Origin of the sequence: Desulfatibacillum alkenivorans DSM 16219 (assembly GCF_900142135.1) — a bacterium.
Taxonomy (GTDB): Bacteria; Desulfobacterota; Desulfobacteria; order Desulfobacterales; family Desulfatibacillaceae; genus Desulfatibacillum; species Desulfatibacillum alkenivorans.
The window spans coordinates 1-24,913 of the sequence record NZ_FQZU01000016.1; the positions used below are offsets into that span (position 1 = coordinate 1).

15 protein-coding genes and 1 tRNA gene are annotated in these 24,913 nt (G+C 51.5%); 13 read left to right on the forward strand and 3 right to left on the reverse strand.

Going from position 1 to position 24,913, the window contains the following annotated elements; genetic code table 11:
* From BUE18_RS13610 to BUE18_RS13670, 13 genes are all read left to right on the forward strand, one after another.
* Positions 1–213: helix-turn-helix domain-containing protein (locus BUE18_RS13610; protein ID WP_139264738.1), on the forward strand; the 213-nt coding region annotated here is incomplete at its 5' end.
* A gap of 44 nt (positions 214–257) precedes the next feature.
* Complete coding sequence (locus BUE18_RS13615; RefSeq protein ID WP_073476582.1) at positions 258–773, forward strand: IS630 family transposase; 516 nt, start codon at positions 258–260, stop codon at positions 771–773.
* Positions 774–966: 193 nt separating this feature from the next.
* On the forward strand, positions 967–1,470 hold the full coding sequence (locus BUE18_RS13620) for a peptidase associated/transthyretin-like domain-containing protein (protein ID WP_083611010.1): 504 nt from the start codon (positions 967–969) through the stop codon (positions 1,468–1,470).
* A gap of 256 nt (positions 1,471–1,726) precedes the next feature.
* Complete coding sequence (locus BUE18_RS13625) at positions 1,727–2,755, forward strand: helix-turn-helix transcriptional regulator (RefSeq protein WP_073476584.1); 1,029 nt, start codon at positions 1,727–1,729, stop codon at positions 2,753–2,755.
* Between the two features lie 234 nt (positions 2,756–2,989).
* Positions 2,990–5,338, forward strand: coding sequence for an anti-phage ZorAB system protein ZorA (gene zorA / locus BUE18_RS13630; protein ID WP_073476586.1), 2,349 nt, complete (start codon positions 2,990–2,992; stop codon positions 5,336–5,338).
* Positions 5,339–5,424: 86 nt separating this feature from the next.
* Positions 5,425–6,120 (forward strand): OmpA/MotB family protein, encoded by a 696-nt coding sequence (locus BUE18_RS13635; protein ID WP_170868366.1) that lies wholly within the window; start codon positions 5,425–5,427, stop codon positions 6,118–6,120.
* Positions 6,098–7,579 carry an EH signature domain-containing protein gene (locus tag BUE18_RS13640; protein WP_073476589.1) on the forward strand — a complete coding sequence of 494 codons (1,482 nt, stop codon included), beginning with the start codon at positions 6,098–6,100 and terminating at the stop codon, positions 7,577–7,579. The genes BUE18_RS13635 and BUE18_RS13640 overlap by 23 nt, the downstream gene beginning before the upstream one ends.
* A gap of 3 nt (positions 7,580–7,582) precedes the next feature.
* Positions 7,583–11,092: an SNF2-related protein gene (locus BUE18_RS13645; protein WP_073476590.1), complete on the forward strand. Its 3,510-nt coding sequence runs from the start codon at positions 7,583–7,585 to the stop codon at positions 11,090–11,092.
* A 62-nt stretch (positions 11,093–11,154) separates the two neighbouring features.
* The gene (locus BUE18_RS13650; RefSeq protein WP_073476592.1) at positions 11,155–11,901 is read left to right on the forward strand and encodes a hypothetical protein; all 747 of its coding nucleotides are present in this window, start codon (positions 11,155–11,157) and stop codon (positions 11,899–11,901) included.
* A 76-nt stretch (positions 11,902–11,977) separates the two neighbouring features.
* Positions 11,978–12,913: an ADP-ribosylglycohydrolase family protein gene (locus BUE18_RS13655; RefSeq protein ID WP_073476593.1), complete on the forward strand. Its 936-nt coding sequence runs from the start codon at positions 11,978–11,980 to the stop codon at positions 12,911–12,913.
* Between the two features lie 28 nt (positions 12,914–12,941).
* Positions 12,942–15,074 carry an AAA family ATPase gene (locus tag BUE18_RS13660; protein WP_073476595.1) on the forward strand — a complete coding sequence of 711 codons (2,133 nt, stop codon included), beginning with the start codon at positions 12,942–12,944 and terminating at the stop codon, positions 15,072–15,074.
* Positions 15,071–16,117 (forward strand): 5-methylcytosine-specific restriction endonuclease system specificity protein McrC, encoded by a 1,047-nt coding sequence (gene mcrC / locus BUE18_RS13665; protein ID WP_073476597.1) that lies wholly within the window; start codon positions 15,071–15,073, stop codon positions 16,115–16,117. The genes BUE18_RS13660 and mcrC overlap by 4 nt, the downstream gene beginning before the upstream one ends.
* Positions 16,118–16,244: 127 nt before the next feature.
* Complete coding sequence (locus tag BUE18_RS13670; protein WP_073476599.1) at positions 16,245–17,222, forward strand: ARPP-1 family domain-containing protein; 978 nt, start codon at positions 16,245–16,247, stop codon at positions 17,220–17,222.
* Between the two features lie 265 nt (positions 17,223–17,487).
* Here the strand turns inward: BUE18_RS13670 and BUE18_RS13675 are convergent.
* From BUE18_RS13675 to BUE18_RS13685, 3 genes are all read right to left on the reverse strand, one after another.
* Positions 17,488–17,564: transfer RNA gene (locus BUE18_RS13675), tRNA-Met, on the reverse strand.
* Positions 17,565–17,849: 285 nt separating this feature from the next.
* Positions 17,850–24,080, reverse strand: coding sequence for an InlB B-repeat-containing protein (locus BUE18_RS13680; protein ID WP_073476601.1), 6,231 nt, complete (start codon positions 24,078–24,080; stop codon positions 17,850–17,852).
* 428 nt (positions 24,081–24,508) lie between these two features.
* Positions 24,509–24,826 (reverse strand): DUF167 domain-containing protein, encoded by a 318-nt coding sequence (locus BUE18_RS13685; protein ID WP_073476603.1) that lies wholly within the window; start codon positions 24,824–24,826, stop codon positions 24,509–24,511.
* Between the last annotated feature and the right edge of the window lie 87 nt (positions 24,827–24,913).

Consider the following 24,913-nt stretch of genomic DNA (forward strand, 5'->3'; position numbering starts at 1 on the left):
CCCTTCCAGGAGCAGGCTCTTACCGGTAAGATTGCAACCGCAATGGAAATCAAGGCCAAACTGGAAGGGCGCTTAGGGCATTCAGTGCATAAAACAACAGTATATCGAATGCTTAAGCGTCACGGATGGAGAAAAATTGTTCCAAGAACTGTTCATGTTCAGAGTGACGCCAAGCAACAAGAGGACTTTAAAAAAAATTCCCGGACATTGTAAAAGAGGCTCTGGACTTCAGGGCACCCGAGGATGATAGGCCGGTCATGCTTTTTGCACAGGACGAGGGGAGGTTTGGGCGAATAAACGACGTCCGGCGCACATGGGCTCCTGCGGGAATACGGCCCAAAGCCCCCAGGCAAATAGTCCGCAAGTACATCTATGCCTATGCCGCAGTCTGTCCGAACTCCGGGGAGATGGCCGCACTGGTCCTTCCATGGGCCAATAGCCAGATGATGTCCATGTTCTTGAGACATGTGTCAGAATTATATCCGAAGCATTTTATCCTCATGCTCGTGGATGGGGCTGGCTGGCATGTCTCAAAAAGCCTTGAAGTGCCGGAAAACATACGATTGATCAAACAACCGCCTCATAGTCCTGAATTGAATCCTGTTGAGCACATATGGGAAGAGCTGCGAGAAAAGCATTTTCATAACAAAGCACTGAATTCTCTGGATCAGGTGGAGGCGCAGCTATGTAAAGGCTTGCTAGAACTCATGGATGATCCTGGCAAAGTTCGTTCAATGACTAATTTTCCCTACCTAAGAAAAACTACTCATTAGATTGCAACTTGGTATGAGCGCATAGTTAATAAGGAAAAGAAAATTCGGAAAAAATTTCGGGCTTCCATCAAAACTTTCTTCTTGTGTGACCGGATCTGACACACCAGCCTTGTACATTCCCTTTCGCGCGCCGGAGTGGCGAGGCAATTCCAGAATCAAATCCAAAACAAGTTTTCATGACAAGGAGAAAAAAATGATGAAAAAACTAATCTCTATCTTTATAGCTGTATTCGTGGTTGCCAGCCTGGTCAGTTGCGCCAGCATCGTGAGCAAGTCCAATTACCCCGTCGTGGTCAACAGTTCGCCCGATGGCGCCACCATCACCGTCATGGATAAAAAGGGCGCACAGATTTATAAAGGAAAGACGCCCACCACTTTGACCCTTGCCAGCAGCGCCGGCTATTTCTCCGGCGCCGAATATTACATCACCTATGAACTGGAGGGCTACGAAACCCGCCAGGTCACTTTGCAAAAGGAGTTGGATGGGTGGTACATCGGCAACATTCTTTTCGGCGGGCTCATCGGGATATTGATCGTGGATCCAGCGACCGGCGCCATGTGGAAACTCCCTCCCAACCTCACCACATCCCTGGAGCCAAAGGTCACCGCCCTCAATATGGATGGACAGTCCGTCAAGGTCGCCTTGTTTCAGGATGTTCCGGCGCATCTGAGAGCGGAGTTGACGCCATTAAATTGAAAATAGAAATCGTCTCCCCGGGGCTGCCTCAACGCCCCGGGGGGGCGGCCTTTATTTTCCAGAAAAAAATCCATTAGGTTTCCAATGATTATATATTTTGTTCGGCAGCGATCAATCTGTGGCGCAGGATAGTGTATTGTCTTCAAGATGTTGAATGTAGATAACAATTATTACTAAATAAACCTTGTGGAATTGAAGTATTCTACAAGCCGTGCTATGGAAAATTAAACACTCGTCAAAGTAAGTAGGAGTATAGATGAGGGGCGATCAACTGGCAAGACAATGGAGAATCCTGAGGCGCATCGAGGCAAGCCGCAACGGCCTGAGCGTCAATGACATCATTTCTTTAGTGGGAGTTCAACGCCGAACTGTGTACAGGGATTTGGAGGCTCTGCAGGCGGCGGGGTTCCCCCTGTATGTGGAGAAGGTGGAAGGTCAAAGCAAATGGATGTTTATTGACGACTACAAGTTTCAGGTGCCCCAGCCGTTTAGCATCACAGAACTGATGTCCCTTCATCTTTACGGGGACTTTATTAAGGTGTTCGAGGACACTTGGTATTATGACGGCCTGCAGTCCCTGCTTGAAAAGGTGCGGGCCACCCTGCCGCGGGAAACTCTTGCCTACATGGAAAACGTTCAGAACGCCTTTTCCGTAGCCATCAGTCCCTGCAAGGATTACGGCCGCTTTCGGGAGATGCTCAACCAGCTTAGCAAGGTGCTGCCCAAAAGGGAGCGGGTGGAGATGATTTACCAGTCCCTACGAAGCTCCAAAGACAGCCACCGTAAGGTGGATCCCTACGCTTTGCGGTTTTTGGACGGAACCATCTATCTGATCGGATTTTGCCATCTCCGCGGAGAGGTGCGCACCTTTGTGGTGGACCGCATCAAACTGGTGCGCGCCACGGGCGACACCTTTGACATCCCCGAGGATTTTTCCCTGGAAGAATACACCCGTAACAGTTTCAAGGTCATGCAGGATGAATTGCATACGGTTAAAATCCGCATCAGTCAGGAATGGTCCCGGTGGGTGGGGGAGAAAATCTGGCACGAAAGCCAGCGCCTGGAAAAACTCCCTGACGGCGGCCTGGAACTGACCTTTGAAGTCGCCGGCCTGGACGAAATCAAGCAATGGGTGCTCAGCCTGGGAAAGGAAGCCTGGGTTGTCTCGCCCGTTGAATTGAGGGATTTGGTATTGCAGGAAATGAAGTCCGCCTTAAGCCGTTATGAGACAAATGCTGCGGATGCGGATGAATCGTGGGAAGTGCGGGAAGCCGCTGAAAGTTAGAAATAGAACGATCAAACCATGCCAATGAAGCACAGTTGTCCATTCCTCCTGTTTTCAATCAAGATGGAATCTTAATCTGTGGCGTTAGAGCATTTGGAGTGTAACAAAGAGAACAGAGGGTTCCTATCTGCACGGACGCAGTTGAACATATTTTTTGGGATGTTGCAGAACCAGGATTTGCTTAAAGCACATGCAGGTTTTGTTTGCTTTTGGACTTAATTGTTAGGAATGGCCATGAATTTTTTTAGTTTTTTAATCCCCAATTTTCACGACATTTTAAATCCTGATGTATTATTTACAACTAGAATGAGCGCTGGATTAATATTCATTCTTTGGGCATTCTTGGTGATTGTAGCGGCTTATCTCGTAGTAACAGCGCTCTTTCCTCTGAAATCAATTAAAAGCATGAAAAAACTGCTGTCGGAGCTTACTCCGGAGTTACTTGTTGAAAAGCGCAGAGATATATTGCTGGGCGCGGAGGAAATTCCCCGTTTAAAAAGAATTTGGCGATTATGGGACGGAACATTGGTGGAAGGGAATGACGGAAAGAATTTGTATGCCACAGTGAACGCCTCCCAATTTTTTTACTCCCGAGCAATCGCCCCGGAAATTGTAGACAACAGATTTCTTGCCGCTGTCCCGGGTCTTTTGACTGCGGTGGGAGTACTAGGGACATTTTTAGGGTTGTCCATTGGCCTGGGTGGATTGGACTTATCTGACAAGGGCATGGAGCACATATCCTCTGGCGTAAACCATCTGATTACTGGTGCATCTTTAGCCTTTTCCACCTCGGTTTGGGGAGTAATATGCAGCATCGCATTCAATTTAATTGAAAAGTTAACTGAGCGTAGGGTCCGGGATCGGGTGCGTTCATTGCAACGGCAAATAAATGATCTGTTTCCAAGCCTGAACCCAGAGGACACGTTATTGCTGATCGAACAGCATGGACGCCAATCACGGGAAACTTTGCAAGGCCTTGCGGAGCAAATCGGCGATCGCATGCAGGAAAGCGTGAACCTGATGGGAGTACAGATGCAGCAGACCATGGAAAGCCTGAGCAAATCCATGGTGGACGGCGTAACGGATATGTTGACGCCTGCCCTTGAAAAACTGATTGGAAAGGCGGACGAGTTTGCCGGGCGCCAGGAAAATGGGGCCCATGAAGCCTTGGCCGAGCTTGTGGAAAAGTTTTCCAACACTCTTGGAAAGCGCGCCAAGGAGCAAGGCAAGGCCATGGAGAACGCCAACAGAGAGATGCAGGGCCAGTTCAGTTCGTTTGGGGCCTATTTTGAAAAACTCAGCGACTCCCTGGACCAAAAGCATCAACAGGCCCTTGCCCAGGATGAATCCAGGACGCAAATGTTTCAAACCATTGTCAAGGAGTTGCAAAGTCAACATAGCCAACTGTCTGACAATGTCCGCAGCGGCGTTGAGGCGAACAGAGAGTCCGTGGTTGAAATCCAAAAGCAGGCTGCGGAGCTTCTAACCGCTGTTGAGAAAAGCCAAAGCGCCTTGAGGAAAACAACGGACGATTTGGGCGAGACGGTGCAGGGTTTTGGCTCGGCCACAGATAATGTAAAAGAACTTGTGTCGACATTGCGAGATGCTTCCGAACAAATGGCCTCATCAATGAAAGACGCCGGATTGGCTACTTCCGCGGCGTCCTCCGAAAGCGCCCAGGTAACCGCAAACCTGGACAAGTTGCTTGCAATAGTTACGGATACCCAGCAACAGATTGAGATCACCCGTCAAGGCATCCAGCAGGCAAGCGAAGCCATGGTTGGGGGGCTCAGTTCATCCAATCAGGAAATGCTTGAAAAACTGCAGTCCTTCAGCGAACGCTTTGAGCAGTTGAGCGAAGTCATGGACAAAAAATACAGCGAAGCAGTTTCCCAGGATGAAAGCCGATCCACCATTTTTGAGTTGTTTGTTGAAGAGATGAGGGAACAGCAAAAGCTGTTATCCGAAAATGTGAGGGCGGGGGTGGAGGCAAACAATACCTCGACATCAAAAGTGCAGGCCCAGCAGGAAGAATTGGCGGGCGTGGTTAATCAAAGCCAGCAATCCATGCAACAAGCCGCTTCGGAACTCGAACGGGTCATAGGAGGGTTTGGCGACGCTACAAAAAATATTAATGAACTTGTTTCCACTTTAAAGAGCGCCTCTGACCAAATGGCGGCTGCTTTGACGGAGGCCGGCCAGAACACGGCGACAGCTTCCAAGGAAAGCGCTCGCGTTTCCGAAAATCTGCACAGATCTCTCGTCATGGTGAGGGAAACCCAGGAGCAAATAGAAACCACCCGGCAGGGAATCAAGGAAGCAAGCGAATCCGTGGTGGACGGCATGAAGTCGTCAATCGTCCAAAACAGGCAACTCCAAGACGAATTGAAGCAACATGTCGAAGGCCTGCAAAAGCAAGTAAAAACATTGCTTTCAGAATACTCCGATCAAGTGAATTCGCAAACAGTGGAGCGGTTGGAGGAATGGAATAGGCAGACCCGCAGTTTTTGCAGCGCAATGGTTAATGTCGTTGGCCAGATGAACAGCGTCCTTGCTGAAATGGAGGACAGGGCCGCCAAATGAGGATTTTAAATCAAAACAATTCACCTTACGCAGACGATGACAATCCTTATTGGATTTCCTTTTCAGATATCATGGCGGGGCTTCTCGTGATTTTTATATTGGCCTGTGTCGTCCTGATTATGAAACTCACAAAAATGAATGAGGAAATGGCGCAAAGGCGGGTTGAAGTGGAACGGGTTATCCAGGAAATTCAAGGAATCAATGCCTTACGTGAGGAGATGCTTCAGGAAATCAAGGCCGAGCTTGCCGCCAAGGGCATTGCCGTTGAGATAACGGAAAATTCTTCCGTGCTGCGCGTTCCGGACGACCAGTTGTATTTCAGGACAATGAGTTATGAAATCCCCAAGGAGAAACTTACGCTTGTTGAAGAAATTGGCAGGGTGCTTCATGACGCCTTGATAAAGGATGACCGATTCACGCATGTGGATACGGTGTTTATTGAAGGCCATACGGACAGCCGCAGGGCTGGCGGCTTGGCCATGGGAAACTGGGGGCTGTCAACCTACAGAGCCATTGCCGTCTGGAAATATTGGTCCGAAGAAACTGATTACGGGCCGGGTTTGCTTGAAATGAAGAATATGCAAGGCCAGAACATGTTTTCCGTTAGCGGGTACGCGGCGACTCGCCGAGTGGAGTTGGAAGAGGTCTGTGAAGACTCTTTTCGGCGAAACAGAAGAATCGACCTGCGTTTTTCCATGAGGAAGCCAGTGGTTTCCGACTATCAAGGCGTCATTGACTTATTGGGGGGAGAAAAGGCGAATGTCCAGGATCAGGCCTCCTAAAATCAATCTGCCGGAATGGGGGGAAATGGGCGGGGCCGACTGGGCATCTTCCATGACGGACGCGCTTGAGAGCCTGTCCCGTAACATTGGGACGAATTCAAACAAGTTTTTGCTTCGGAAAGATGAAATCAGTCGATTGTGCAGAAAGGGAACTCCATTATCCCGAATGCTCAAAACAAAAAGGGATGCAAAAATATTTGCCATTCTCTGGAACGAAGATCGAGCGATTTTACAAGCATATCCGCCATCGTCCAAGACGCTGGAAATCATCCACAATCTTTTTCCAAGGCCGAGTCTGCAGATAGTCATTAATTTGCTTGATCTGTTTTTTAGAGAGTATGATCATCTCCCGGATTCACAGTCTTTGAGCCAAACGGTAAGAAAAATGATGGAGAATTATTCCCAAAGTCCTTTTGTGGGGGATCAGGGAAGAATTTTTGACAATAAAGAAATTCTTTTTGGCCCTGATGGGCCAAGGGCTCTGGCAAGAGAGAGTATCAGGAGCAAAAAAGATTTTGAGCAGGCGTGCTTTGACAAGGGGTTGCCTATAGGGATGGGAGGGCGGTTTCTTGAGCTTGCAAAACAGCAATATTACCTCGAAACAATAGCCAATCTTAAGATTGGTGCAAAGTCCGCCATATTTTCAGAGGTTAACAAGACTTCCGTTAAGGAAAGCCCCTCCCAAAGGAACGGAGAGTTTTTTGGGCATGACATAGTTCGGGCCATGATTGACAGGGTGTCAGCCTCAAAAACCGTAATGCCCGACAACTGGATACAGGTCGTTTTGAGTATCGCGGGAGATCCGCGGAGGTCAAAAGGAGGGGGTAATTACCAAAGGTGGTGGTCTCCCTTGGAAGGAGAATACCGCAGCCGCATGTTGAGGTGGCTCTCAAGGTATGATCTGAATCTCTTCCTGCGTGTTTTGCAAGAATCCTCTACAACGGATGCCATGAAAAGGATGTTTCCGGCTCGCAGGCTCTTTTTGGAGGGGCTGGAAAAATCCGGCCTTGTTTGTGAATCAGTACTGTTTCTGAGTTGGTCAGCTGAGTCTTATGTAAAACGATCCATTCCCAAAAGTAAGCTGCCGCACTATAACTCTCTTTCAGATTATGACACCTCTGTCATTTATCTTAATCTTGGAAAGTGCCACCTGATTGAAGGGACTCACAACTACCGTTTGTGGTTGCACGGCAAGCTGCCGCCTAAGAACCCAATCGACTTTCCTTTTTTTTCCGGCTTGTCATCCAGGGATTTGGGCATGGGCTTGAAAGAACAGTACGAAAAGGCGATAAGGACAGGCAAACAAGGGCCTCCTCCTATTGGGGTTATCCACAGCCGCAATCTAACTTGGCAAAAAAATGCGATAAAAGGCATGAAGAAGTTTGGGTTACGTGTTGATCCAGAGAAGGTTCTCTCGGCCCAAGATTATGATGAGTACCTGGAAAAGTTTGGAGCTTAGTTCATGGGTATTTTGGATGCAATCCGGTCATTGCGGCATCAATCCAAGTCCTCCTTCGAGGTGCGCCCGGATAGTAAAAGTCTGTTGTTTTCATTATCCAAAGATCAGTTTGATGAATGCCTTGACGGCAAAGCAGAGCCCTTCGTGACGCACCAGTTCGTCGCCCTGAAAATGTTGGAGGAGCAAGGCGCGGCGGAGCAATTGGCAAACGGGTTTCGGGTGTTTGCCGCGGACGCCGTTTGTCTGGATCAGGAAAACCGTGAATTGCTGGGCCTCCCGGAACCATGGCCTGGTTCTTTTGACGTTAATTTTATCGCTCAGACGACCAGGAGCGGCTTTGAGATTCAATGTTCCCTTTGTTTCCTGGACGGCGCCAAAACGCGTCAGTACAGCCTCAACGGACCTATGCTTAGATTGAGCGAACAGGAAACCTATTTGCCGGATCATGCGCAGTGGACAATTCTTGACGCCGTTAAATGGCATCATGACCTGCCTGGAGAAAAGCGCACCGAATATAACAATCTTTTGGCAGTCCATTTGTTGCAAGAAGCAAAAAAAGAGGGAGCCCGGATTCAACTCGCGCATTTTGAGGATTTGGAAACCGCAGTCCCCGGCTCCGTAGGGGTAGCCGGCCGCCTGGCGGACAATGGAGACCTTTTTCTCCTTCCAAGTTTTGAAAATCTGGGCGCCGAAGAAATGGATATTGAAAAACGGTTAGGGCAGCTCTCAGATAATCCGGTTGCAAGTTTTCGGGTGAAAAACAAAATAGTTCTGCTGGATGAATCAAGATTTAACGCCGCAAGGGAAATCATTGAACACCGCCGAATCCCCAAGGAGCAGGTCCAACAGTTTCTTGAAACGCCCTCTGCGTATCTGGATGCTTCTCTGGTAAACCTTGAGCTGGGCTTTTCCTTCCGCATGCATGGGGCCACCGAATTCAAACACGCGTACTTTGGGAGGACGGACGCCGCCAGTATCGAGTGGTTTCAGCTTATTGAGCAGCCTAAGGAAAGGCCTGCGGAAACGCCTTCCAAACTGGAACGGGTCATAAAGGAATTGGATGACGTATACGCGTTTCGCGAGCGCATGGAGGACGCCAGGCATGCAGGGGCAGAAACCTTTCCCTTTAATGAATACGAATTTTCTCTCTCGGAATCGGCTAAATTGGAGGCGGAACTTAAAGAGATAGAGACCCAGTTTGAAACAAATAGAGAAGAAACCCATGAGCAACACGAAGAAGATAAAGAGGTTCTATCCAAGGACAAGCCCGCTCTATTGACAACGGATATTGACACCCACGACGAGGCCCTGCCGGAGTGTCTTTCTGATGGAACAAATATAGATTTTAGTCCGTGGGCGCAACCAATTGATTGGTCGATTGTAAAACGGTCGCCGTATCCGCATCAGGAACAAGGGGTGCGATGGCTATTAGGGCACATGGACGGCGCTTTGAGGCACCCGCGGCCGGAAAGTGGAGTTCGCGGGTGTCTTCTTGCGGATGACATGGGGCTTGGTAAGACATACATGACTTTGGTCGCCATGGCGCTTTTCCTCAAAATGCGTAAGGATTTGTGGCTTTCCACCGGTCCGGTCCTGGTGGTCGCGCCTTCCATCCTGTTGGATGTCTGGAACCAGGAGGTGGAAGCAACCTTTCACCAATCTCCCTTTAGAGACATCGTCACCCTCCAGGGCAAGGAACTCTCAAAATTTAAAAGCGCCAAAGGCAATGAAATCCATGGCGATGGCGGAGATGTTCGATATTGCCTGAAAGTCGGGGGCCGGGATTATCCCATTGATCGGTTGGACATGCCCAACCGGCTTGTCCTCACAACCTACGACACACTCCGGAACTATCAATTTTCCATGTGCTCCGTGGACTGGTCCATGGTGGTCTTTGACGAAGCTCAGGCCATTAAAAACCCCAACTCCCTTCAAACAAGAGCGGCAAAAGGCCTTCGTTCAGGCTTCAACCTTCTGGTGACCGGCACGCCTGTCGAAAACGATCTTAGGGATTTTTGGTGCCTTTTTGACACGGCATTCCCAGGCTACTTAAGAGCCTATCAAGATTTCCGCAAGCAATACATGGCGCCCATTTGTAACGCACCGCCGGACAACGTGGGGCAAACTCGTGAACAAGTCGGCAAAGAGCTTCGAGAGCATGTGGGTGAATTCATGCTCCGGAGAACAAAGGAGGAGAACTTAAAAGGGCTGCCGGAAAAACGAATCCGATTGGGCGCTCCCGTTCCGTCTGTCAGTAGCAGCCAAATCAAGGTAAAGCACGCACCAAACTTGGAGTGTATGATGGAAGGCCGTCAACGCTTGCTTTATGATAGCATAATAACAGCTACTCTTGACGCCCAGAATGGAGGACAAAAGGGCGCAGCCTTAAAAGGCCTCCATCAGTTGCGGGATGTTTCTTTGCACTCTGGGATAATGGATGGAGGAGTCCTTCCGGAACCGGAAAAAGTTTTGGACATCCAAGCAGGGAAGGGAGAGTCGGCAAAACTGGCGAGATTGCTTCTTCTCATTGATGAAATCAGGGATCGAAATGAAAAGGTAATAATTTTTCTGATCAATCGACGTTTACAACGATATCTTTCCACTGTCCTGCAAATGAAATATCACCTACCCGTCGACATTATTAATGGCGAAACAAAAGGGCAAGGTACTGGGCGTGACCCCAAGACGAGGCACACTATGATTGCTAAGTTTCAAGCGCAAAAAGGTTTTGGCGTATTGATCATGTCCCCCCTTGCCGCGGGCGTGGGGCTGACAGTGACGGCGGCCAATAATGTGATTCACTTTCAGAGGCACTGGAATCCGGCGAAAGAAGATCAGGCTACGGACAGGGTTTATAGGATTGGTCAAGAGAGAGTGGTCAATGTCTACATACCTGTGGCCCATCATCCTGAGATGCCCTCGTTTGAAGTAAATTTGAACACATTATTATCAAGAAAAACAGACCTCAAGGATGCCGTTGTTACATGCCCGGATGTGTCGCCCGATCAGATTTACGCACAAGGGATTTTTGGCCATAGCGCTTCCATACCAAAGCAGGAGCCGCTTGGGATGGAAGATGTTCACGAAATGCCTTGGGCTCATTTTGAAGCGTTGGCGGCTGAACTGGCCGTTAGAGCCTTTGATGCAGAGGCTTGGCTGACCCCGGCTTCAGGCGACCGGGGCTGCGATGTCGTCGTAATGAGCGCCAATCATGGTAACATGCTCATACAGTGCAAGCACTCCGGCAAGGGGGCGGTTAGCGGCGAGATGGCAAGCAGAGAGGTACATAGCTCAAAGCCTTTCTACGAGGAAATGGCCGGCTGCAAATTTCAACGCCTGATTGTGTGCACCAACGTCAAAAAAATTTCGGCGAAAGAAAACGAAATTAAGAAGATTTATGGCGTTGAGTTCTGGAACGGCGGCGCCATAAAGAAACTGCTTGCCAAAAATCCAATCAGGCAATCAGATATATTGAGTCGCTTATATGCTGATCGATTTACGGAGAAGGCTTAACAAGCGCCCAAAGAAAATTTATAAAATTGCAATTTTCTGAGGAAAATTAAATTGAGGTTTCTATGTCAAAACTGTTTCCGATCCACGGAAAAATCAAATGCAGCAGGTGCTTTGAAGGCGCCCCCGTGCAATGGGGGAAGACTTTTATCGAAAGCAATGGCTGGACTCTCGAGAATAACCCGGGGGCATGGGGCAGCCGGAACCCGGAAATCCTGATTTTGGGGTATTCCAAAGGAGATCGCCAAGCAAAGAAAATCCTCAGCATTCCTTTTGACGAAATCCCCTTCAAAGGCATGCGGAATAATTTGACCCGAATCCTGCAAAAGCTGGGAATTTTGTCGCTGGGTGAATCAATTGATCAGAGAATTCACGGCGAGGAGAATGAACTGGCTTTTGGCTCCCTGATTCGATGCAGCCTGGGCCTGTGGGACTCCGGGAAAGGGGCTGTAAGAAAAAGCGGTGGACTCATCAAGGCGTCGTTCCGGGAAGAACCAGCTCGTCAGTACATTAGGAATTGCAGCAATGAGTATTTGTTCAACCTGCCTACGAGGCTGAAATTGATTTTGATGATGGGAAACGGAGACGACTATATTGGCGATTGTTTTAACATGATGGCCGAGATTCATCCGGAGATAAAAAGAATCAATGAAGTGGCATATTCAAACGGGGCGGTGATCTGGGTCCACCTGGTGCACCCTTCCGGCGCGGGTATGTCCCATATCAAGGCCTGGCTTGAGGCTGATAATGGTAAGCAGGCGGAGAAAAGGAAAGCAGCCATAGAGGCTGTGAGGTCGATTGGAATAGGGTAGTGTTTCGGCATTGGCAATAAGACCAGGCCCATTATTGATTTGGTCTTTAAAGACGGTTAACTGCGTTGAGAGCCAAATGAGCAATATAGATGCAAAATTTAAGGCCATACTATACGGCCTGGCTATCGGGGATGCTTTGGGATTTCAGGTGGAGTTTTCAAAACTGCCCCATATTTATGAGAGGTTCGGTAGGGAAGGCGTGACGGATCTACCGGAAGACGCCTTGTTTTCCGACGACACCCAGATGACCATTGCCATCGCCGAAGCCCTGGTAAAGGCCGGCGACAAGGATTTGGAGTCCATCATGGCGGAGGTCCGCAGAGAATTCATCAAGTGGCTCCATTCTCCCGAAAACAATCGCGCCCCGGGCAACGCCTGCCTTATCGGGGTGGAAAACATGGAGACCGGAATTCACTGGTCGCAATCCGGGGTTGCCGACTCCAAGGGGTGCGGATCCGCCATGCGCGTCGCTCCTGTAGGTTATTTGTACCAGAATCAGCCTGAGAAGCTCAAAGAGGTTGCCAGCGCGACGGGCATTTGCACCCATGGCCACCCCACCGGGGACGCCGCCTGCATAGGCGCCGCTTATTTGGTCAAGTTGGCTTTGGACGGCATTGATCCCGGCGATATGGTTCCCAGGCTCCTAGAGTTTACCAAAGGCATTTCACAAGAGTTTGACGAAGCCATACTGAAAATAACCCATTGCCTGGACTGGGACGACGAAGACGAGGCCTTGTCCTGTCTGGGAGAAGGCTGGATCGGCGAAGAAGCGGTGGCCTTGGCTCTGTATTGCTTCCTGAGATATCCAAACGATTATAAAAAAACGGTTCTTCGCGCCGCCAACACCAATGGGGATTCCGACTCCATTGCCTGCGTTGCGGGAGGAATCAGCGGGGCCTATCTGGGGCTGGAAGCCATACCCCGGGACTGGATATCCCGGATCGAAAAGTCAGAATATTTGGAAGACTTGGCGGACAGACTTGCAAAGGTAAAAAATAATAAATCCGGCTAAAGCGGATTTTCTACGTGTGGAGGATGCAATGTATTCTTGGATTCCCTTTTATGAAGAGTTGGCGGAAAAACTTGTCGATTATAAGGATCGCCAGCCGAAGTTGATCGAATTCCTCAAGCAGATGAAGTCCGAGGGGGCGAAGATATTCCCTCTCAGGGACAAGGGGGCAGACGGAGCTTCCATGAACTTGGAGGAAATCGATCCTTTCACCTTTTTAGCAACCGCCAACCGGGGGATTACGGAGGATAACCGTAAGGCTATACTTCGCCGGTTTAAAGAGGTTTTTCAGCTGACCGCGGAGGTTCCGGGGGATTTTAGCGGCGTGCCCCGGGTCAACAATTTGAATGCCTGGTTTTTCGCCTATAAGTATGACCGGAAGGCGGATGATATACAAAGCCTTTGGCGGCTTTTTGAAATCTTGGTTAAAGAACGCAGGGTTGACGAGGCCCATTTTAACAGATGTCTGGAAATCCAAAAGCTGAGCATCTCCAAGCTGTCCATCGGGCTGTATTGGTTCAGCCCGATAGAAATTTTGCCATATGATTCACTGACTCAAAAATTCCTGGCGGATCATGGTTTAAATCAAAATGTGGATGACTACGCAAGCTACATGGCCATGCTGGAAGCCGTTAAGGAAAAGTTTTCCGGCCCGTTCAACGAAATCAGTTGGGAGGCTTTCCAGCATCTCGGATCGCAACACACCCTGCACAATAAACTGATCGCCGGCGCGCTTCAAGAAGACAGGAATTGCTCTTATAATGTCTGGAAGGAAAAAGTCGGCGATATTCTGGCGCCTGTATACAATGATCTCGCCAAAGCCATCAAGGATGCGGAAATCCCGGTGGGAAAGGCCGTAAAGTACAACAGGCCCAAAAAAGACACGGCCAAGGAAAGGCAGTGCCTGTATAGCATCAAGTGGAATTTTGAAAACCCCACGCCGGATTTAGGGCCTAATCCCATTCAGTTCCAGATTGGCTTGGGAGAAAGGATCCAGGGCGGGGATCATTCCATTTGGTGGGGGGTATGCTGGTGGGGCAAGGCCGAATACGCCGACGCAGTGACCCGGTTTTTTGAAAGCCTGGAAGCCGAAAGCAAATTCATCAACAAGGAAGGCTCCGCCCTCTTTGGCGGCACGAACGTCTGGCTTGTCCAGAAACGCTATTCCAGCGAGGACGTCGCGTCCATTGACCATGACATCAAAGAGGAAATCATCGAGGATTTTATGAATATCGCCCAGGCTTTGGAAGACGCTAGTCCCCCTATCATTGTTACGCCCCCTCCCGACCCGGAGGAATATTCCGTGGAAACCGCTCTTTCGGAGCTTTTCATGGATGAGAAGACCTTTGTGGAAATCATGAGCGCCCTGGCGTATCGGAAGAATATCATCCTGCAGGGGCCTCCCGGGGTGGGCAAGACCTTTCTGGCAAAGCGTTTGGCCTACGCCATGATGGGAAAGAAGGACAACGAACGGGTCGAAATGATCCAGTTCCATCAATCCTACGCCTATGAGGATTTCATCCAGGGCTACCGCCCCACCGACAATGGGGGATTCGACCTGAAAAACGGCGTCTTCCATGAATTTGTCAAACGGGCTCAACAGGATCCGGACCATCAATACTTTTTTGTGATTGACGAAATCAACCGGGCCAATCTCGGCAAGGTCTTCGGCGAATTGATGATGCTCATCGAAGCGGACAAGCGCGGCGCCGAATATTCCATTCCCATGGCCTACGCCAAAAACAGTGAGGAGCGGTTTTATATTCCCAAGAATCTGTATCTGATCGGAACCATGAACACTGCGGACAGGTCCATCACCATTGTGGATTACGCCCTGCGCAGAAGGTTTTCCTTTTTCAGCCTGCAGCCGGAGTTCGGCGGCAAGTTCAAAAAGCATCTGGCGGAATTCGGCGTCAGCTCCGAACTGATTGAACAGCTTGTCTCCCGGGTATCGGAACTGAACAGCTTCATTGTCGCGGATAAGAAAAACCTGGGGCCCGGCTTTGAGATAGGGCATAGCTTCTTCTGTCCCTTGGAAACGGTGGCGGACGCCAGGACTTGGTATAACAGGATCGTGCGGTTGGAAATTAAGCCCCAACTCATGGAATATTGGTTTGACGCCCCTGAAAAGGCGGAAGAAAGGGCGGACTTGCTATATATATGAAAGTGCCCATTCAAAACATTTATTATCTGCTCTGCTATGCATGGGATAAGTTGGAAGAACGGGAAGTTGTGGATGTTTCCCTGAGCGATGAAACCAATCTGGCGGACCTGTTTGCCAAGGTTTTAATCAACGGGACGACCTATCTTTTCAAACGGGGGCTGGATCGCGGGTACCTGGATGTCAACGAGGACACAAGAAGCCTTCGCGGAAAAATCCGCATATCCCCTTCCATTAAAAGGAATCTCTTCCGGCGCTCCATGGCGTCCTGTTGCTACGACGAACTTTCCTACGATGTGCTGCATAACCGGATTCTTAAGGCAAGTTTCAGAACCCTGTTACGGGTGGGGGATTTGGACAAAGGCTTGAAAGAGGAACTGGCCGTCCTTTATAAAAAATTCCCCCCAATTTCGGACATTACTCTTGAGAGCCGGCATTTTTCCCAGGTCCGCCTTAACAGGAACAACCACTTTTATGATTTCCTCCTTCAGATCTGCCGTATAATTCACGAGTCCGTGTTTGTGGATGAAGCCGCTGGCGAGGCGCGATTTATGGATTTCATCCGCGACGAAATGCGTATGGCCGCGGTCTTTGAGGAGTTTGTACGGAATTTCTACCGCAAGGAGCTGAGCGGCTTTCGGGTGGGGACGGAATACATCCAATGGACGCTCGCCCAGCCCAGTTTGGATGACGCCTATCTTCCCTACATGGAGACGGACACGTCCCTGACCGCCGTGGACGGATCCAGGAAAATCGTCGTGGAGACAAAATATTATAAAAAGGTCCTGCGATCCAGGATGGGGGCGAGAGGAAAAATCAATTCCGCGCACCTTTATCAGTTGTACGCTTACCTCAAGAACCTGGAGGCGGACAAAGGGCCTAACTCCAACTGCAAAGGCATTCTTCTATATGCGGCCGTGGATGAGGACTTGGATTTCCATTATTCCCTGCCCGGTCATGATCTCCGTGTAAAAACTCTTAATCTGTGCCAGGACTGGAAAGATATTCATTCCGAACTAGTGGCATTGGTGGGAGAGTGCGCCTGATCAGATCCCTCCAAAGTATGTATCCAAAAACTATGGACACCAATTCAATATATTTTTTTGCGGTGTGACCGTATCTGACATCTACATGGGTTATCCTCCCCAGAAATCATCAACAAGGAGGATGACAATGAATCAGGTACAAGATTTTTTAGATGCGGTTAAGATCGCCGGCAAGCAAACTTTTCAGAACATGACGGTTTTCCCTCTATTGGCTCCCCAAAATGGCGACCCCGGCTATCTCACCCTGGAAGAAGCCCTGGCAAAAGGTTTTGTCCAAGTAACAGAAGTGGACGAGTCGGGCAGCGTCCCGGAGCTCTTCCTGCGGAACCGGGGCGAAGTCAGCATCTTGATCCTTGAGGGCGAAGAACTTGTCGGCGCCAAACAAAACCGGGTTGTGAACGCAACCTTTCTCATCCCCAGGAAAACGGAGCTAAAACTTCCGGTTAGCTGCGTCGAGCACGGAAGATGGGACTACACCAGCCGGGAATTCAAAACCAGCGACAAAGTCATGCACGCCAGCCTCCGCAGGAAAAGCCAGCAGGACGTCTGCTTGAACATGGCTGCGGGACGCGGGTTTCAGTCCGACCAGATGAAAATATGGGACGACATCAGCGGGAAGGCGCATAGACTTAAGGCCAATGCCCCTACAAGGGCCATGTCCGACGTTTATGAAAGCTCCAAGGATCTCCTTGAAGGCTACATGCAGCGATTCAGCCTTATGGAATGCCAGGTCGGAGCGATTTTCGCGATCAATGGAAAAGTGCTGGGGCTGGAGTGCTTCGGCTATAGCGACACGTTTAAACGGTTTTTTGAAAAATTGTTAAGGAGCTATGCCCTGGACGCCATCGACATGAAAGAGGGAGCCGCATCCAAACCGATGAGACCGGAAAAAGCTCACGACTTCTTCAACTCGGTGATGGAAAGCACACCGCATGCTCACGGCTCGGTTGGCAGCGGCATGTTTTATCGAATCGATTCCTGGACGATCAGCGGCGCAGCTCTTTTGGAACAGGGACAGGTCCTCCACTTATCGGCTTTTCAAAAAGAAGAGCCTGGCGAATCACCGCGGGTCGGATTTCAAAGATTTTCCCAAAGGCGCAGATGATTTTAGGTGCCCGGTAATTGGAGAGAGCTTGTCGAGGTGTGGGGCAACCTGAATGTCGCCCCACATTGACCCCACACACCCCAATAATTTTTTTTGGATTGAACGACAGGGCGGTCGGGCCTTGAAAATCGTCCCGGTTGGAAAAATTATTTTTCCCCCTGTTTACCTTAATTTCTATTCTGCAGGTTGGAAATAGGGTTGGAACTGAAAAAGGATGGCATAAAAAAAGGGTTAGCCGAAATTGGCTAACCCTTTGATTTTGCTATGGTAGCGGGGGCTGGATTCGAACCAACGACCTTCGGGTTATGAGCCCGACGAGCTACCAGACTGCTCCACCCCGCAACAGGAATTCCACCTTATAGATTAAGGCGGTTCATATGTCAAGATATTATTTGGAAAGTCCGCATCCATCAGGGGATTTTACTTGCATTATCCAGTGATTTCAGGGGCTCCGACGCTCATTGTTCCTTGCGCCCTCCAAACGGCCTCTTGACGGGCCGCGCTTGAACACGCCGTTTCTTGCGAGAATCAGCGAAACGGACCTCTAACACACATCCAGCCCCATTGTCAGCAAAAAAATTGCTGCTGCCATATATTCCTCTCCATACGCTTCAAGCGTTCCGGATCTTATCTCAGCCCGGCCAGATGCTGAAGCACGTACAAGGCGTCGGAAAAATCCACCTTGCCGTCGCCGGTGACGTCGGCCAGCCTGATTTCTTCATACACATAGGGATCGGCGGCGGTCTGGCGCAGCATGATGATAACGTCCGCCAGGCTAAGGGTATTGTCTCCGTTGGCGTCGCCCGCCTTTAAGAGCGCAAACTCCGCGGTCAGGGATTGGGCGCCGTCAATAAACACGGTGCAGTCCTCCCCGGTGCAATCTCCGCTCCATCCCACGAACACCGAGGCGGCGTCCGGCGTGGCTTTTAGGGCGACCTCCGTGTTTTGGGTAAAGTCTGCGGAGCATGCGTCCGGGCAGACTATCCGGGCGAGGGGGTAGCTTTTGACGGTTCCCCCGCCGTTCCCGGTTTGTTGGACGGACACGTCGTACATGGGCTGCGTGAAATTGGGGGTCACGGCCGTTTTTTCGGTGAGGGTGAAGGTGCAGGCCGCTGTGCCAGAGCATACGCCGCCGCCCCATCCCGTGAAGGTGGAGCCCTCGCCCGCCGCCGCCGTGAGCGTGATTTCCTCTCCTGCCGTGAGTATCCGGCGGCAGTCCAGGCCGCAGTCGAAGTAGCCGGCGCCGTCTGTCACGGCGCCTTCGCCGTTGCCTGTTTTGACCACGGCCAATTGCACGAGCCCGGCTTTGCCCGGGCCGCCAGACCCGCGGATTTCTCCGTTCACGGACAGGTCGTGGTCGCCAGTGAAAGCGTCTTTATAATGGATGACCAGTTCGTCGCCGGAAAACTCCCCGCCGAGGCCGGTTTGATCGTCGTAATCAAAGGCTTGCCAGTGGGGGAGCGTTTGATCCAGTGACGGCCCGTAGGCGTAGTACACATCCGCGCCCGGATCGGCGGGGAACAGGATGCTCACCTCAACCGTAGCCGTGATGGGGGCGTTTACGATGGTGTATTGGAAGAATCCCTGGGAGAAGTCCACGCCTTGCGGCATGTCCTGGGATGAAGGGTTGGGGGCTGCCGCCGCCGAGGCGAACTCGCCCTGGGAGGTAGTCAGGGTGACGTAATCCCCGTTGATCGTGTGCAGGGAAGCCGTCGTCGCCTGATACTTGTCGGCCACGCCGTCCGCGTCGCCGTCGTAGCCGGCATCCAGCCCGTCGGCGCCGCTTTCCTCATTATCCAGGACCCCGTCGCCGTCCGAGTCCATGTTCAGGGCGGCCTCCTCCGCCTCGGAGACGGGCAGGGCGGTGACGGTAATGGTTCCTGCTAATCCTGCGCCCGTGGAATAGGGATAGACTCCGGCCGTTTCAAAGCGCCGGATGTAGTGGGTTCCCGGCGCCATCATGCCCGAGTCGAAGCCGTTCGGGTTGGTCAGGGGATCCAGGGCGGAAAGGACGCGCACCACGGGATTTTTCCTAAGTTCGGCAGTCTCGTCCGCGTCCGCATCCGTGGGCGGCAGGGAGACCCATTCCACGGCCTGGCCTTCCTGGATGACGATGGCGGAAACGTCCTGTCTGCCTTTGTTATCCAAAAGGTGCATGCCCTCCGGGGATACGTATAGGACAATGTCCGACTCGTTTTCCTCCATAGGGGTGTATGGCGCGTTGACGTGCACGATTTCGGCGATCACCCGCACCACCTGGCTGCGCCATGACTGCCAGCCCTCTGGATCCTCCACCTGGATGTAATAGAATCCCGGCGGCGTGAAAAAGGCGAAATATCCGTCCTCGCCCGTGACCTGGGGATTGATCTGGTCCTCGTACAGATGGGCGGGCCATGCCACCCAGGCTTGCTGATTCTCGTTCCACCACATGCATGTGGCGATGGAGCCTGGAACCACATTGCCCCAGCCCAGGGTCGAGTTGACCACGTATCCGTCCGGATCGATGAGCACCTGTCCCTGTTCTTCGCCGTCCGTTTCCTCTCCGCAGGTGACCAGCAGGCTTATATTATGCGCGAATCCGACATCAACATTGAATGTGTTCCCAAATGCCGAGGCCTCGTCGTCCACATACTCCACGCCGTCTGCGACCAAGGTCAGCTTATGGGGATCTTCGTTGCAGTCGCAGCTGAAAATTTCAACATGCGATTCATCAAATCCCCAAGCGCCCGGGATTGTCCAGTTGGATGTGCTTAAGTATCCGGTATCTTGGTCTTTAAAGAGAAATGTGTGGTCCTGGCCGGCTATGTCTTTGCCGGTCCAGGAGGAAAGCTGGGGGTTCCAAAGCTGCGCCGCCTTGTAATTGACAGTGATGGGCCGGGTTCCTGACACGCAGTTATATGGGGCGATTTTTGAGCAGGCGTCCACGGAGATTTGATAGGACGCCGGGGCGGGTTTGGCCAAGTTGACCAAGGCCTGGAAATATCCTGAATCATCAGCCTGCACCACGGCCTCCTCGACTGAATCCACATATACATGCGCCTCGGTGTTGCACTGGATGACGCCTTCCACATAAAGGTTTCCGGGGCAGACCTCGCCGTTCATGGGGGAGTATACGATGGGGCCGGCCAGGGGCACGGTCATGGAAACCACCAGGGATTCCGGATTGCCGCTTCCCGGTTCCACAATGCCGCCCTCTTCAGCCTCATCCAATACCCAAACGGCCTTTACTTTCTGGGCATGCTCGGGGTTCTCCGGCTCCCAGCTCTTGTTGGTGAATCTTTCATCATAATATATGACAATTTTTTCATCAGGCATAAGAGGCTCATCCGAGACCCATTCAGACGCCACTTTGTCATAAGTTATGTTCCGGGGAGAGTGGCTCTCAAGGCTGGAAGCGTTTTCCGGGCGGCCGCTGAAGCCGGAAAGATCCTGCAACTGAATGTAAAAAGGCGGAAGGATTGGAGGCCTTTGGGGATCCGGATTACGGTAGTAGCATTCTATTGCGTGAGCTTTTGTATAAAAAGGCTTATATTCCTTGTCCTGCGCGGATGCATTTACATCCACGGCTTCATGATTGAAAGTCAGTTCGGCGGACAGGGTGACTCCATACTCATAGCCATAGGCCGCATGCATGTCGAAATTAAAAGCGCCTCCCTCGCATTCCTGGTTTTCGGAGTCCGCCGCGGCCTGAAAAGCCATGCGCGCCGCAACATCCCCCATTGCACGCAGGCGGACGACTTTTTTGTTATTCTCGCCCGCCTCGATGTCTCCCAGATTCCATTCAAAGACCGGATCATTCACAAAATTGGGCTGAGGATCGCAGCCTTGGGGGATTAGCTCACTGTCCTCATCGACTTCCGTGATCGTTAGAATCACGTCTTTCGCCAGTCCGGATCTTGCCCCGTTATCCACATTGGTCACGACGGCTTCCATTTCCCAATCATTGGGGGCCTCAATGGCATTTATGTTTCTGGGGCCTTTAAGCTCCACCTTAAGATCCGGGCATTGCACGGTCAGGACGGCGCCGACTTTTTTTGACAGGTAAGCCTGGTCGGGAAAATCCATGTAAAAGGTATTGTCAATGGTCCCGCACTCGTCCCCGCCGCACGCAGTCACTTTTAGGGAAAACGAAAAGGAGAGTTGGGCGCCCGGCGCCAAGGGGCCGTCCAGTTCTTCATACAGCGAATTGATCATGTCGTCGTACACGCACCGGCCCTGGTCGGCGCTGGCCGATCCCGGAACATACTCCAGCCCGTCAGGGACTTTTTGCGTAAAGGTGGGATTTAAACCGATGGGGCCGGTATTTTTGATGGTGATGGAAAAGTCCACCACGTCGCCGACTTCGACGGTTTCGGCGCTGACAAAGTTAATGATCTCCACGGCGGCCTGTTTCGTCACAGCCGTTGCCGTGCTTGAGGCTGTGTTGTTTCCGTCCGGGTCACTGGCTGAGGATGTGCTGATGCGGGCTTTATTCGTCAACTCCAGGCCGTTGGTCAGGCCGGCGTTGGCCAGGCACTGGACGGCGATTTCCCCGCTGTCGCCGGAAGCCAGATCCCCCAAAATCCATGAGAGGGTGCGGCTGGCCGCGTCCCATCCATAGCTTCCTTCCGCGGAGACGAAGGAAACCTGGACCGGCAGGGTGTCTGTCAGCACGGCGTCTTCCGCTGGGAGTCCGCCTTGATTGCCGTAAGCCAAAGTGTATGCAACGGCTTCTCCGGATTCAACATAACTGGGGCCTGTTTTATTAAGATAAAGGTCGGGCGTGGCGGCAATGATGGTAATATCCCGGGCGTCGTCCCGGTTATTGTCTTCATACTCATCGACAACCCCGTCTCCTGCGAAGACCTCTCCGCTGCATGACAGCACGCCGCTGTAATCCTGGGCGACCGTGCAGGTGATGACCACGTCCCGGGGCAGATAATCAGGGATGGCATACAGGTTTCCCGAAATGGCGTTGCCGGAAGCCGTCCAGTCGTCAGCCATGGCCAGGGAAGATGCGGAAATGCTTCCCACGGCCTGGGCGGGCGTGAAGACCGCTTCCAGCACGGCGTCCGAAGGCGTATCCGGCCCCAGGTTGCTGATTGATGCGGAGTACACGGCTTTTTGCCCCGCCTCCACTTGGGTGGAGGCTCCGGCGTAATCCAGCGACACGGTGAAGTCCGAAGACCAGGCGACTTCGTCGGCGCCGATGTCCGGGGTCGCTTCCATCACCCTAGGCTGGCCGTCCACGTCAACCCGGTCAGCATAATCGATGGGGTCCCCGTTTTCGTCAAAAGGCGCGGCGCTATTGACGGCCGGCGAGTTGGGATCGACATGCCAGGTCCCGTCTTCCGTAAACATGGGGTCGCCCGATAAAGGAAGGCGGTCTTCTATGGGCAGGTCGTTCATGTTTTCATTATTATCGTACCAGAGGGTTCTGATCATGGTTACCGGACCCACCGTGTAATTGAGATTCGTTCCGCGATGGACGCCGATTTCATGGCCGGAAATGATATTGTTGATCATGAAGATGTGAAGATCGGGGCCGTACGGGCAAGCATATATGGCGGAGCCTTCTCCCCCGAAATTATCGGCGATTGTATTGTTTATTATGGAAGGGAGGGCGTATTTGGTCAAATAGATGCCGCACCCTTGAATGTCCGCTTGGTTGCCGGCGATGACGTTGCTGATGATGAGAGGCGCGCCTCCATTAATGTAGATTCCGCCTCCGCAGCCGTCATTGTCTGGATTGCCGCACGCATTGCCGATAATCCGGTTGCCTTCGATGATGTTATTAGCGCCGTACATGTAAATGCCGGCGCCGTCCCCGGCCGTCACATTGTTTTCGATGAGGTTGTTTTTGATCAGGGCTTGCTGGGCGCCTGAGATATGCATGCCGGAGCCGTTGCCGTAAATGTGGTTGTCGATAATCTGCGGGCCGGAATAGGAGCCGTAATCCGAGGCCGATTCCGTGATCAGACCCGTGTGTGCGTTATTGGCGATAATATTATCCGTGACCAAACAGTTATCATTGAACAGGTGCAGACCTTTTAATTCGTTTTCGGTAATCAAGTTGCCTTGGAAAACATTTTGCCGGCCGTTATGCCCTAAGGAGAGGACGGCGCCTCTGGAGGTTATTGCGGCGCTGCAGAAGTTGGCGGTCACGGTATTGGAAATGCAATTTACGTTTGATTTATAAAAATACATGGCCGCGCCGTCGACCCCGTCATTTTCGGAAAAGATGTTGTTTTGGATCAAACAGTTCGCGGATTGAAGCACATAAAGCCCGCCTCCAAAAGACTCGTTAGCGGCAGCGCCCTCCGAGTCAACACAGACGGAGCCTTCAATACGGCTGTCCTCCAACGTCAAAGAGGCCTGATCCACGTATATCCCCGCCCCGGCGTCGCGGTATGTCAGGTGGCCGTCCAGGCCATAGGTGTTTCCTCCGGTCAGGGTGAAGTTCCTGATGGAAACCGCCACATCCGACCCGGTGATGTAAAAAATTCGTCCGTCCTCTTCGGCGTCCAACACGGAAGCATGTTCCCCGGGTTCCCAATCAGATGCGTCCAATCCGCCTAAAAAGGATAGGGACTTGTCCACATAGACTATTTGGGGAGAGCCTCCCCGGGTATTGAGCCCGGTATAAGGAGTTTCCGATCCGGCGACCAGGATTTGGTCTCCCGCAGAGGCTTGGTCAACAGCCTGCTGGACTGTGGCGCAAGGCTGATTGCAGTCCAAACAAGTGTTGGCGCCCGCATTGTCATCGCCGTCTTGGGATACGTACAGGTTGTCTGCGTTGGCCATTCCGGTCAGGGCGAGGAAAACAAAAAGGCAGAGCAGGGATTTCCAGGGGGGGATAAGCGTGGCGGCTCCTTTCATGTCAAAATTCCTAAGGCGCTGGGGTTTCATTGTCGATGCTCATGGAGGAATATCTACATTTTATAAGCGGACGCGGGGCAATATCAAGAACAAAACCTGATCATTGGATTAAATCTGGTATTTTATTATTTGTCCATATCATATCTATGCTGTGATTACGGTTTCTTATACGGCTCAATTGCTTGTTTGTAAAAAGAGCTAAAACGCACCGAGACCGGAAAATAAAGCAGTTTATGACCTATCTCCGTTATCATGGTCCGGCAAAAGTCCGTATATAAATGGTGTGGCGATTAATCTGGGGATGCGGGGCTATGACCTTAATTTATGATGTAAAACTGAAGATTGGGAAAGGATTTCAGCGCAGTGAAAAATTTTATGCTGAGACGGGAAAAAATAGAATTGGCTGGCTGCTCCGGGCCGAAAAAGAATTAAACGGCGAGTTCCTCGATGATTTTTTTCAACTGGGCCAACTCTTTTTTGGAGCCTTCCTCTCTGGGGCGGACCATAATCTGTTTTGACCGGCCTGTCTCGCCGCTCAGGATTTTAATGGAGGATTTGGGCAGCTTAAGGGTTTTGGCCAGGAACTGAATGCACATCTTGTTGGCCGCGCCGCCCACGGGCGGGGCTTTCAGCTTGATTTTCAGGGCGCCGTCCTGAAGCCCCACGACCGCGTTGACGCTGGATCGGGGCAGCACTTTAATGGGAAAAACCAAGCCTCCGTCTTTTTCTGCAACCAAGCCGGGCATGTTCAGTCTTCCTTTTCAGGACAGGTAATGGTCGTCTGAGCCGTTATTTCCAACGAAATCGTCATAGCATACATGACAGGCGCCCGC

Bases quoted from the DNA above. Each gene is read 5' to 3' on its own strand.
- BUE18_RS13680 (WP_073476601.1), bottom strand. From the start codon at position 24,080: ATGAAAGGAGCCGCCACGCTTATCCCCCCCTGGAAATCCCTGCTCTGC.
- BUE18_RS13650 (WP_073476592.1), top strand. From the start codon at position 11,155: ATGTCAAAACTGTTTCCGATCCACGGAAAAATCAAATGCAGCAGGTGC.
- BUE18_RS13640 (WP_073476589.1), top strand. From the start codon at position 6,098: ATGTCCAGGATCAGGCCTCCTAAAATCAATCTGCCGGAATGGGGGGAA.
- BUE18_RS13620 (WP_083611010.1), top strand. From the start codon at position 967: ATGATGAAAAAACTAATCTCTATCTTTATAGCTGTATTCGTGGTTGCC.
- BUE18_RS13655 (WP_073476593.1), top strand. From the start codon at position 11,978: ATGAGCAATATAGATGCAAAATTTAAGGCCATACTATACGGCCTGGCT.
- BUE18_RS13670 (WP_073476599.1), top strand. From the start codon at position 16,245: ATGAATCAGGTACAAGATTTTTTAGATGCGGTTAAGATCGCCGGCAAG.
- BUE18_RS13660 (WP_073476595.1), top strand. From the start codon at position 12,942: ATGTATTCTTGGATTCCCTTTTATGAAGAGTTGGCGGAAAAACTTGTC.
- BUE18_RS13645 (WP_073476590.1), top strand. From the start codon at position 7,583: ATGGGTATTTTGGATGCAATCCGGTCATTGCGGCATCAATCCAAGTCC.
- BUE18_RS13685 (WP_073476603.1), bottom strand. From the start codon at position 24,826: ATGCCCGGCTTGGTTGCAGAAAAAGACGGAGGCTTGGTTTTTCCCATT.
- BUE18_RS13615 (WP_073476582.1), top strand. From the start codon at position 258: ATGCTTTTTGCACAGGACGAGGGGAGGTTTGGGCGAATAAACGACGTC.
- zorA (WP_073476586.1), top strand. From the start codon at position 2,990: ATGAATTTTTTTAGTTTTTTAATCCCCAATTTTCACGACATTTTAAAT.
- mcrC (WP_073476597.1), top strand. From the start codon at position 15,071: ATGAAAGTGCCCATTCAAAACATTTATTATCTGCTCTGCTATGCATGG.
- BUE18_RS13625 (WP_073476584.1), top strand. From the start codon at position 1,727: ATGAGGGGCGATCAACTGGCAAGACAATGGAGAATCCTGAGGCGCATC.